This is a genomic window from Acerihabitans sp. (assembly GCF_036398755.1).
Taxonomy (GTDB): Bacteria; Pseudomonadota; Gammaproteobacteria; order Enterobacterales; family Enterobacteriaceae; genus Acerihabitans.
In genome coordinates this window covers 1-11245 of record NZ_DASWOM010000035.1, presented here as the reverse complement: position 1 = coordinate 11245, position 11245 = coordinate 1, and the positions used below count along the sequence as shown (strand labels likewise).

At 56.9% G+C, this 11245-nt stretch carries 9 protein-coding genes; 5 read left to right on the top strand and 4 right to left on the bottom strand.

Translation table 11 applies throughout. From position 1 onward, the window contains the following. Positions 1-73: 73 nt before the first annotated feature. The 3 genes from bioD to VGC33_RS06110 form a co-directional block, all read right to left on the bottom strand. Positions 74-769 (bottom strand): dethiobiotin synthase, encoded by a 696-nt coding sequence (gene bioD / locus VGC33_RS06120; protein WP_331119866.1) that lies wholly within the window; start codon positions 767-769, stop codon positions 74-76. A gap of 115 nt (positions 770-884) precedes the next feature. Further along, positions 885-2102, bottom strand: a complete 1218-nt coding sequence (gene mlc, locus VGC33_RS06115; RefSeq protein ID WP_331119865.1) for a sugar metabolism global transcriptional regulator Mlc — start codon at positions 2100-2102, stop codon at positions 885-887. 125 nt (positions 2103-2227) lie between these two features. After that, positions 2228-3121 carry a LysR family transcriptional regulator gene (locus VGC33_RS06110; protein WP_331119864.1) on the bottom strand — a complete coding sequence of 298 codons (894 nt, stop codon included), beginning with the start codon at positions 3119-3121 and terminating at the stop codon, positions 2228-2230. A 217-nt stretch (positions 3122-3338) separates the two neighbouring features. Between VGC33_RS06110 and VGC33_RS06105 the strand changes: the two genes are divergently transcribed. Together VGC33_RS06105 and tus are read left to right on the top strand one after the other, a co-directional pair. Further along, the gene (locus VGC33_RS06105; protein ID WP_414636894.1) at positions 3339-4526 is read left to right on the top strand and encodes an MFS transporter; all 1188 of its coding nucleotides are present in this window, start codon (positions 3339-3341) and stop codon (positions 4524-4526) included. Between the two features lie 178 nt (positions 4527-4704). Next, positions 4705-5634, top strand: coding sequence for a DNA replication terminus site-binding protein (tus, locus tag VGC33_RS06100; protein WP_331119862.1), 930 nt, complete (start codon positions 4705-4707; stop codon positions 5632-5634). Positions 5635-5700: 66 nt separating this feature from the next. Here the strand turns inward: tus and fumC are convergent, their stop codons facing one another. Next, positions 5701-7098: a class II fumarate hydratase gene (fumC, locus tag VGC33_RS06095; RefSeq protein WP_331119861.1), complete on the bottom strand. Its 1398-nt coding sequence runs from the start codon at positions 7096-7098 to the stop codon at positions 5701-5703. Between the two features lie 181 nt (positions 7099-7279). Here fumC and manA point away from each other — a divergent pair, with 181 nt between their 5' ends. The 3 genes from manA to add all read left to right on the top strand — a co-directional run. Continuing rightward, positions 7280-8455 carry a mannose-6-phosphate isomerase gene (manA, locus tag VGC33_RS06090; protein ID WP_331119860.1) on the top strand — a complete coding sequence of 392 codons (1176 nt, stop codon included), beginning with the start codon at positions 7280-7282 and terminating at the stop codon, positions 8453-8455. Between the two features lie 149 nt (positions 8456-8604). Next, positions 8605-10122: a YdgA family protein gene (locus VGC33_RS06085; RefSeq protein ID WP_331119859.1), complete on the top strand. Its 1518-nt coding sequence runs from the start codon at positions 8605-8607 to the stop codon at positions 10120-10122. Between the two features lie 245 nt (positions 10123-10367). Continuing rightward, positions 10368-11245 (top strand): adenosine deaminase (add, locus tag VGC33_RS06080; RefSeq protein WP_331119858.1); only part of this gene is annotated, 878 nt, incomplete at its 3' end.

The window sequence follows — 11245 nt, the reverse complement described above, 5'->3', positions numbered from 1 at the left end:
GCGGGGGCCTCGATCGGCGCGCAATGCCCTAATCGGGTATGGATTTGGGCATTGTTAGAGTATGGGGGATGGATTAAATAGTGCTACTGGCAGTATTACTCAGTTGGAAAATATCACTCATATTGATATAACCGGAAAGGTCGCGTTGCTCCGGCCTGGGTAAATAAGGTAATTCCCCCAGCTGAGGGGCCGGGATCTTATTACGCAATATATCCATTATTTCAGCATAATGCGCCAATCCTGGATTAATACGATTAGCGACCCAGCCTAATAAAGGCAGGCCATCATTAATAATGGCTTCGGCGGTTAACAATGCATGGTTAATACAGCCGAGCTTAATACCGATAACCAGCACCACCGGCAGTTGTTCCTGCACTACCCAATCGGAATACGGCCGATAATCGCTCATGATGGTACGCCAGCCGCCGCTGCCTTCCACCACCACCATCTCGGCCAGGCCAGTCAGGTGCTGAAGGCCGCGCGACATCAGGCCGTAATCGATGTCATCGCCGGAATAGGCGCTGATTTCCTCCTCGCGCAGGGTAATGGGATTGATTTGCTCATAAGGGAGCTGCAGCGTGGAGGAAGCGCACAGCACCAGGGCATCTTTATTGCGCAGGCCTTCCGCCGTCTCCTGACTGCCCCTGGCGATAGGCTTGTAGCCGGCAACGCTGAGCCCGCGAGCCGCCAGATATTGCAAAATGGCGCGCGAGACAATGGTCTTGCCAACCGCGGTGTCCGTACCGGCGACAAAAATACGTTTTAACATGACGACTCCAGCCTGGCGTTAATCCATTGGACATGTTTGGATAAGGTGATGGGTTGAGATAAAATGTAACCGATATGGGCTGGTCACGGCTTGCGTTAGCTCAATATTTATAGTCTTACCCCTGGACCAGCTTCAATAATAATGAGCCGTCATAAAGCGCATCTTTAACCAGCGCGGCGCCGGGCATGGTGCCCTGATTTTTAAATCGCGTCGCCTGCACGCTGATGTCTTTACTGTAATCCGGCAGCGATTGTTGACGTATATTGGACAGGATGACCGGAAATAAAATATCCGAGGCCTGATTTAGCGGAGAGCCGACCAGGATTTTTTCCGGATTAAACAGATTGACCATGATGGCCAGTATGCGTCCCACACTATTGCCGACGCCGACGATGATGTCCCGCGCCAGGGTATCGCCATCCATGGCCGCCTGGCACAAGGACTCTACGCTTACCGCCGCGTCATTCATGATGGAATGGCTATTCAGCGCCAGCCGCTGGCGGGTCAGGTCCATGATGCTTTCCATCCCCGCCACCGTTTCCAGGCAGCCGCGGTTACCGCAATAACAACGTTTGCCATAGGGTTCGACCTGAGTATGACCAATCTCCACCAGGCTGCGGCTGCTACCGTGCAATAACGTGCCGCCGGTTATCACCCCGGCGCCCACGTTGTGATCGATAACGATCTGGATAACGTCATTGCATCCGCGCGCCGCGCCGTAAAGCGCTTCGGCCATGGTCCAGGCGCAAATATCATGCTGCAGGTAGGCCGGCACGCCGATGTGTTCGCTCAGGGCCGGTCCCAGGGCCATATTATTGACGTCGTACCATGGCATGCGGTGCACCATGCCGGCCGCGGCGTCGATAATGCCCGGCAGCGTCACCGCCACGGCGGTAAGGCGTTCCAGTTGATGCTGATGCCGAATAAAAAACCGATCGATGGTTTGAATCAGGCGAACCAGCAGCGGTTCCGGCGCCTCGGCCGGCAGCGGCACGGTATCCTCGACGATAAGCTTACTGCTGAGTTCCCGCAGCGCCAGGGTCATGGTGCCATGACCGATGCGCACCGAAAGAAAATGCCATGCCTGGGTATCGACCACCAGTCCGATGGCCGGCCGGCCGCGTTGGCCATTTTCCTGATATTCGGTTTCGGTGACCAGATGGGCCTCGACCAATTCGCGCACAATTTTCGTAATACTGGCAGGCGCGAGCCTGGCGAGTTTTGACAAGGCGATACGCGAAATAGGACCGAATGAATCAATCAGGCGATACACCACTCCCGCGTTAGTCTGCTTGATTTGATCGATATGTCCTGGTTGACCATGGCCAATCACTCACCTTGCTCCTGATATTTTCACGCTATAAAATAATATATTGGGGCTATGGTGTGACTTTTAATATTAGCCGTCAAATATTTGATTAGTTATGTGATTTACCGCACATAACAACCATACTAGCATTATTGTTGTAACATTAAATTGATCAGCATCTGGGCAGCGGCAGAAAGCTCCTTCTGTCTGTGGGTAACCAGCCAGACCTCGGTTTTTGCCTGAGGCTCCTCTAGCGATAGATAGCGCACGCTATCGACGTTGATGCGCGCAAAAGACGCTGGCAGGATGGATACGCCCAGGCCCGCGGACACCAGGCCGATAATGGTCATTGCCTCCCCCACCTCCTGGGTGATATAGGGCGTGATGCCAAACCCTTTTAATAACAGCAATGTTTCGTCGTAAAGCGCCGTGCCCACCTTACGGTCGAAAAACACGAAAGGTTCGCTGGCCAGTTGCAAAACGCTGATACGCCCTCCCGCCGCGCCAGCTAAAGGGTGATCCTGATGCACCACCGCCACCAGGGGCTCCCGCAGCAGCAGTTGGTAACCCAACGCCTCCGGCAGCGGTGTGTTGCGCATAACCCCCATATCGAACTTTCCGCTCATCAGGGGTTCAATCTGCTGCTTGGTATTGGTTTCAACCATTTGTATGTGTACCGCGGGATGCTGTTGACGAAACGCCAGCAGACTTGCCGATATACGCTGGTTAAACGGCGTCGAAGACGTAAAGCCGATGGTGATTTCACCGGATTCGCCGCGATGGATCCTGGCGGCCCGTTCCGCCGCCTGGTTTACCTGTTCGATAATCGACCAGGCCTGTTCCAGGAATTGTTTTCCCGCGGGCGTGAGCCTGACGTTGCGGTTATTGCGCTCAAGCAGCCTGGCGCCGACCATCTGCTCTAGGATCTGGATCTGCTGGCTGAGCGGCGGCTGGGAAATATGTAATTTCTCCGCCGCTCTGCCAAAATGAAGCGTTTCAGCCACGGCGATAAAATAGCGCAGATGTCGCAGTTCGATATTCATATTTTAAACATATCAAATGAGAGTATTAATATATTAGACATCAAATTGGTTTGTTCCTATCATTTTCGCATTGTGACCAAAGACTGCCTGCCGTCTGTGGATTTTTTTTGCTTTCCGAGGAATTATTGTGAACACCCTATCGCGTACCGGTGCGCCCGCCCGTGAGACGCCCGCAGTCAAAGCGCCTGATTTTGCCGTACCCGTCAAAACGCCTTATATCAAACGCGGCACCCCACAGTTTATTCGCGTCACCCTGGCGTTGTTTTCCGCCGGCCTGGCGACATTTGCCCTGCTTTACTGTGTACAGCCGATATTGCCGGTACTATCGCAGGAATTCGGCGTTTCGCCGGCAACCAGCAGTTTATCCTTGTCAGCCGCCACCGGACTGATGGCCCTGGGGCTGCTGTTTACCGGTCCGCTGTCCGATGCCGTGGGCAGAAAGGCGGTGATGGTGGTCTCGCTGCTGCTGGCGGCGCTGTTTACCATTATCAGCGCGTTTATGACCGGCTGGCAGGACATTTTGATTTTCCGCGCGCTGGTCGGCCTTTCCTTAAGCGGCGTGGCCGCCGTGGCGATGACTTACCTCAGCGAGGAAATCCATCCAAGCGTGGTGGCGTTTTCGATGGGGCTTTATATCAGCGGTAATTCTATCGGCGGCATGAGCGGCCGGCTTATCAGCGGGGTGCTGACGGATTTCTTCAGTTGGCGCATTGCCGTCGGCGCCATCGGCGTGGTCGCGCTGGGCGCCGCGCTGATGTTCTGGCGCATCCTGCCCGCGTCGCGCCATTTTCGCGCCGGTTCGCTTAAACCGCGGACTTTGGCGATCAATTTCCGCCTGCACTTTCGCGATGCCGGCCTGCCGTTGCTGTTTATCGAAGGCTTTTTGTTGATGGGATCGTTTATAACCCTGTTTAACTATATTGGCTATCGTCTGCTCGCCGGCCCCTGGTTTTTGAGCCAGGCCACGGTCGGCCTGCTGTCCGTCGTGTATCTGACCGGCACCATTAGCTCGCCCAAGGCCGGCAGTCTTTCCGGTCGCTATGGCCGCGGGCCGGTACTGATGGTGTCGATGTCGATTATGCTCGCCGGGCTTTTACTGACCTGGTTCTCCTCCCTGATCGCAATACTGGGCGGCATGATGCTGTTTACCGCCGGTTTTTTCGCCGCGCACTCCACCGCTAGCGCCTGGATTGGCCGCCGCGCCCGGCGCGCCAAAGGTCAGGCTTCTTCGCTTTATCTATTCTGTTATTATGTCGGTTCAAGCGTTGCCGGTACCGTTGGCGGCTTTTTCTGGCATGGTTTTGCCTGGACCGGTGTGGTGATCTTTATCGCCATTATGCTGCTGCTGGGGATATATGTTGCCCGCCGGCTGAACCGCTTACCGGAACTGCGCGCCGTTTGCTAGCCACAGGCGGCGAGGATCGCCGCTACCCCCTTGCCCATATCCGATATCGCGCCAATTCGCCGCCGACCCGTGGCGATTTTCCCCTTTTATGGCTGCCAGGCGAATATTAAATGCGATGGTTAAGTGAGGGATTTATGATTATACTGATATGTATGTTGTAACTAAAATGAGTTAACCCATGGCTTCCCTTGATCTGATTGAACGTCTGAATCAACGCTTTAACCAGTTACAAACCCAGCTCACGCAATGGCAGCAACGTTTGGGCGGGTTCCGTTTGCTTGCCGGCAGGGTTTTTGAACTGCCGGAGGTGGCAAAAGGCAAGGAACATGAAGACATAGCGTCAATCAAGGTGACCCAGCATGTGGGGGCGCCAGCGCAGGAGCTGGGCCTGGCGCACTTCCAGCGCATGTTTATCTATCATCAAAAACAAGACACCAGCGCCAAGGCGGCCATTCGCCTGCCCGGCGCGCTTTGCTTTTCCGTCGATGACGCGCAATATCAAACCGCGCAGACGTTAACCGCGGAGATAAACCTGTTGAAAGCCGAACTGGCCCATATGGTAACGGTGGAATCGCAACTGCCGCCCGAGCTGCGGTTCGAGTTTGTCCATACCCACCTGCGCGGCTTAAAAACCCTGAGCGCCTACCGCGCGCTGCAAACGCTTACCGACCCGGCAAGCGTACGCTTTGGCTGGGCCAATAAACAGATTATCAAGAACCTGACGCGCAAGGAGGTATTGGCGATGCTGCAAAAAAGCCTGGACGCCGGGCGGGCGGTGCCGCCTTACGATAAAACGCAGTGGGCCGAACGCGTGCGGCGGGAAATCGACGAGGTCAGTAAATTGCCCCCCGATATTGTGCTCAAGATAAAAAGACCGGTTAAGGTTCAGCCAATCGCCAGGGTTTGGTATCAGGACAGCCAAAGGCAGGTGCAGTACGCCTGCCCTTCCCCGCTGATTGTGCTATGCCGGCAGTCCTCCGGCGCGCCGGTGCCGAAACTTGGCGGACTCCTGGATTACAACCGCGATGGCGTACGCCATAAATACAAACCGGCGGCTTTACCCATGCGTTTACTGATTGAACGGTTGCACCTGTACGTGGCGTCCTGAACGAGACCCATCCACCGCTGCGGTTAACCGTAAGCCAGCCCGGGTAACCGCAGCGGTCAATCCCGTTCAGCTTTTCAATGAGCCCACCATGTCCTCCGGCCGCACCCATTGATCAAACTCATCGGCGCTGAGATAACCAAGCTTAAGCGCCGAGGCTTTCAGCGTCAGCCCCTCTTTATGGGCCTTTTTGGCAATCTCCGCCGATTTGTCATAACCGATATGGGTATTAAGCGCGGTCACCAGCATCAGCGATTCGTTAAGCAGTTGATCGATGCGCGCGCGGTTTGGCTCGATGCCCACCGCGCAATGATGATTAAAACTGTCCATGCCGTCGGCCAGCAGGCGTACCGATTGCAGGAAATTATGGATAATCATCGGCCGGTAGACATTTAATTCAAAATTACCGGATGCGCCGCCGATATTGATTGCCGCGTCATTGCCCAGGACCTGGCAGCACAGCATGGTCATGGCTTCGCATTGGGTCGGGTTCACCTTGCCGGGCATGATGGAACTGCCGGGTTCGTTTTCGGGTATGCTGATTTCGCCGATGCCGCAGCGCGGACCCGAGGCCAGCCAGCGCACATCGTTGGCGATTTTCATCAGCGACGCGGCCAGGCCTTTGAGCGCGCCGTGGCCATGGACCAGTGCGTCGCAGGTGGCGAGCGCTTCAAACTTGTTCGGCGCGGTGACAAAAGGCTGTTTGGTCAAGTCCGCCAGCGCTTTGGCGACCCGTACCGCATATTCGGGATGGGTATTGAGTCCGGTGCCCACCGCCGTGCCGCCCAGAGCCAGCTCGCTCAGGTGCGGCACGCTGTGTTCGATATGGGTAAGGTTATGATCGAGCATCGCCACCCAGCCGGAAATTTCCTGTCCCAGGGTCAGGGGCGTGGCGTCCTGCAAATGGGTGCGGCCGATTTTAACGATATCGGCGAAAGCGGCTGATTTTTCCGCAAGCGTGGCGCGCAGGGTTTTTAACTGCGGGATGAGATGTTCACGCAGCGCCACAACGGCGGCCACGTGCATGGCGGTGGGAAATACGTCGTTGGAGCTTTGGCTTTTGTTGACATCGTCGTTGGGATGCACCATGCGCCCTTCGCCGCGCTCACCGCCCAGCAGCTCGCTGGCGCGGTTGGCCAGCACCTCGTTCATGTTCATATTGCTCTGGGTGCCAGAGCCGGTCTGCCAGATGGCCAGGGGGAACTCCAGCGGATGGCCGCCGGCCAGCACTTCATCCGCCGCGCGGATAATGGCGTCGGCGCGTTCAGCGGGCAATAAACCTAAATCTTTATTGACCTCGGCGGCGGCGCGTTTGGTTTGTGCCAGCGCATCGATAAGCGCCGGCGGCATTTTTTCGCTGGAAATACGAAAATGTTCAAGGGAACGTTGCGTTTGCGCCCCCCATAAGCGCTCGGACGGCACCTCGATCGGGCCCATGGAATCTTTTTCTATGCGGGTAACTGCCATTTTTCCTCCTGGTATTCTTCCTAAAGATCAATATCCTGCCCGGCCGCTACGCCACGCGAACGGGACATTGATAGCCTGTCTTTGATAGACTGACGTTGATAGTATAGCGTCGGAGAAAAGCTTACCATTATGCGACCGCCTCGCGTTATCACATTTAGGATTCAGTAAGGGCAGCAAATCCATGAAAAAAATGATCAACTCGGTACAGCATTATGCCTGGGGCAGTAAAGACGCCCTCACCCGTCTGTATGGCATCGCCAACCCCGGCCAGCAGCCGATGGCCGAGCTGTGGATGGGCGCGCACCCCAAAAGCAGTTCGCGCATCGACGACGATCGGGGCGGGGAAATGTCCTTGCGGGACTATATCGCACGGCAGCCCGAGGCCGTCCTGGGCGCGGCGGTCGCCGGCCGTTTTGGCGAACTGCCGTTCCTGTTCAAGGTTCTGTGCGCGCAGGAACCGTTGTCCATTCAGGTCCATCCCAGCAAAAGCGCGGCTGAACGCGGTTTTGCCCTGGAAAACGACCGTGGCGTCCCCCTTGACGCGGGCAATCGTAATTACAAAGACGCCAACCACAAACCTGAACTGGTCTTTGCGCTAACCCCCTTCCAGGCGATGAATGGTTTTCGGGAACTGAGCGCCATCGTTTCCTTGCTGCAGCCGGTGGCGGGCGCTCATCCCGCTATAGCGCATTTTTTGCAGCACCCAGATGAAACACATTTGGCGCAGCTTTTTGGGGATTTGCTGAGCATGAGCGGCGAGGACAAATCCCTGGCCCTCGATGTGCTGAAATCCACCCTTGGACAGCAGCACGGCGAACCCTGGGCGACCATCAGCAATATTGCCGCGGATTACCCGGACGACTGCGGCTTGTTTTCGCCGTTGCTGCTCAATGTCATTACGCTCAAGCCCGGCCAGGCGATGTTCCTCTACGCCGAAACGCCACACGCCTATCTGCGCGGCGAGGCGCTGGAGGTGATGGCCAATTCCGACAATGTCCTGCGCGCCGGCCTTACCCCGAAATATATCGACGTGCCCGAACTACTGGCCAATGTCCAGTTTATCGCCAAACCGGAGGATCAACTGCTGGCCAGGCCGGTGAATGAAAACGGCGCCCTGCGCTTCCCCATTCCGGTGGCGGACTTCGCCTTTGCGCTGCATAACCTGTCATCGGTGCCCCAAACACTGGCCCAGGACAGCGCGGCCATTGTATTTTGCGTCGACGGACAGGCGATATTGGAAAAAAACGGCGGCAGCCTGACGCTTAAACCCGGTGAATCCGCGTTTCTGACGGCCGGCGAATCGCCGGTAAACGTCCGCGGCAACGGCCGCCTGGCCCGGGTATATAACGAACTGTGACAACACCCGCCACGCCTTGGCGGACAGTTGCTATTATTAGAACCATAAAGGGCAAAGGGAAAGATGACGAGCATAAACCCGTATTTTGCCCACGCCATTGGGCGGTTGGTCAATCTGGAACAGGACATTATAATAAGGATGAACAAAGTATGAAAAAAACACTCGTAGCGGTTGGCGTGATTATTGTTCTCGGCGCGGCCTGGACCACTAGCGCGTGGTATACCGGCAAACAGTTCGAGCAGCGCCTGCCGGCGGTGGTCGCCGACGCCAATGCCCGCCTCAAGGCGGCCTTCCCTGAGCTCGGCGTCAATCTGGTTATCGAAGACTATCAGCGCCGCCTGTTTTCCAGCCACGTAAACCTGGTGCTGGTGTCCGACGGCAGCACCGGCGAGAATAAACCCCTGAACCCGGGCGATCGCCTGGTGATCAATGAAGCCATAGACCATGGTCCGCTGCCGTTTGGCCAATTGAAGAAAGGCGTGCTGATCCCCAGCATGGCTTCGGTGCATAGCCGGTTGGCGGCCACGCCGCTGGTAAAACCGCTGTTCGACGCCAGCAAGGGCCAGCCGCCGGTGACCGCCCTCACCCGTGTGGCGTACAACGGCGATACGGTATCGGTCATCGATGTCATGGCCCTGGATTACAACAGTCCCACCACAGTACTGCGCACCAGCGGCGGCACCTTTAACGCCGCGATAGACCATGACATGAATAAAATGTCGTTTGACGGCGGCATCGCCAGCCTGCTGATCGGCGGTCTAAACCAATGGCAACAGCATGAACAGCTTACCGTGCAGGACTTCCGCCTCGACAGCACCACCCATAAAGGCAAACTGGACTACAGCGTCGGCGACAACACCATGAAGGCCAAAACGCTGGTGTACAATATCGACGGCAAGGATATGCTCAGCGCCGATGGCCTGTCCCAGGTGACCAGCGTCAACGAGGAGGCGGATAAACTCAATGCGCAGGTGGCGTATAATCTGGATGCGCTGCATGTGCAAGGGCAGGATTTCGGCGCCGGCCGGCTGGTCATCAGGCTGTCAAACCTCGATCCCAAGGCTATCGCCGATTTCAGCGAAAAATACCACGCCCAGGTGCAGCAGATCGTGCAGCAAACCGGCCAGGCCGATCCGGCGGCCCAGCAGCAGTTGATCAGCCAGGCGCTGTTCCAGAACCTGCCGCTGGCGCTAAAAGGCAGTCCGTACCTGACCATTGCGCCGTTCAGCTGGAAAAACAGCAAAGGGGAAAGCGCCTTTAACCTGACGCTTAACCTTAACGACCCAACCCAGGCGCCCACTGCGCCAACGACGCCGGATCAACTGTGGGCGCGGTTTGTCAATAAAGTCGACGCCAAGCTCACCGTACCACTGGACATGGCCACCGAGACCACCACCCGGTTCGCCCGGCTCCAGGGCTACAACGACGAGGACGCCCAGAAGCTGGCCAAGCAGCAGGTGCAGGGCCTGGCGGCCATGGGCCAAATGTTCAAGCTGACCACCGTCAACGACAATACCTTGAGCAGCAGCTTCCAGTATGCCGACAACCAGGTCAACCTGAACGGGCAGAAGATGTCGCTGCAAAACTTTATGGGCCTGTTCGGCCTGTTCGGTTTACCGGAAAGCGACACGCCGCCGGCGCAGTCACCGGTGGTTCCGCAATCTTAAACCTTTGATGCCTGAGCGATCGTCCCGGTTCCGCGCCGCGACGGTTTCTTTCAATCAGGCGCTATCATCCCCATCCGCCGCGCCGCAGGCGCGGTATTAATTATACCCTTGCGCGAGCTTCCTCCCATTTTGCTGTCGTTTGAGATCCATGCTTATCACTTCCAAGGCAAGATAACCATTCTCTGCTGACTATTCGGAAACACGTTATAATCAGGCAATATTTCATCAGAATAAGACTGTTGCCAATGATTGATAAATCCCTTCCCCTGACCGATCTCCATCGCCACCTCGACGGCAATATCCGCGCGCAGACCATCCTCGATCTGGGTCGCCAGTTCGGTATGGCGTTGCCGGCGGATAACCTCGATGACCTGCGTGCGCATGTGCAGGTCAGCCATACCGAGCCGGATCTGGTCAGTTTTCTGCAAAAGCTGGATTGGGGCGTGGCGGTGCTCGGTTCGCTGGAGGCCTGCCGCCGCGTGGCGTATGAAAACGTCGAGGATGCCGTCCGGGTGGGACTGGATTACACCGAGCTGCGCTTTTCGCCCTATTATATGGCCATGAAGCATGGTCTGCCGCTACAGGGCGTGGTGGAAGCGGTGATTGCGGGTGTGCGGGACGGTTGCCGCGATTTTGCCACCCAGGCCCGGCTTATCGGCATTATGAGCCGCACCTTTGGCGAGGATGCCTGCCTGCAGGAACTGGAGGCTCTCCTCGCCTGCCGCGACGGCATCACCGCCCTGGACTTGGCCGGCGATGAGATTGGTTTCCCCGGCAGCCTGTTCCTGAGCCATTTCACCCGCGCCCGCGACGCCGGTCTGCGCATTACCGTGCACGCCGGCGAGGCCGCCGGTCCCGAGAGCATCTGGCAGGCCATCCATGAACTGGGGGCGGAACGCATCGGCCATGGCGTAAAGGCCATTGAGGATCCGGCGCTGATGGATTTCTTGGCGCTGCATCGCATCGGTATCGAAAGCTGCCTGACCTCCAATGTGCAGACCAGCACGGTGCGCTCGCTCGCGGAACACCCGTTAAAGCAATTCCTTGAGCACGGCATTCTCGCCACCATCAACTCGGACGACCCGGCGGTACAGGGTATTGATATCGATTATGAATACCGGGT

Coding starts and splice junctions, on each gene's coding strand:
- bioD (WP_331119866.1), bottom strand. CDS start 769: ATGTTAAAACGTATTTTTGTCGCCGGTACGGACACCGCGGTTGGCAAG.
- VGC33_RS06110 (WP_331119864.1), bottom strand. CDS start 3,121: ATGAATATCGAACTGCGACATCTGCGCTATTTTATCGCCGTGGCTGAA.
- tus (WP_331119862.1), top strand. CDS start 4,705: ATGGCTTCCCTTGATCTGATTGAACGTCTGAATCAACGCTTTAACCAG.
- fumC (WP_331119861.1), bottom strand. CDS start 7,098: ATGGCAGTTACCCGCATAGAAAAAGATTCCATGGGCCCGATCGAGGTG.
- manA (WP_331119860.1), top strand. CDS start 7,280: ATGAAAAAAATGATCAACTCGGTACAGCATTATGCCTGGGGCAGTAAA.
- VGC33_RS06085 (WP_331119859.1), top strand. CDS start 8,605: ATGAAAAAAACACTCGTAGCGGTTGGCGTGATTATTGTTCTCGGCGCG.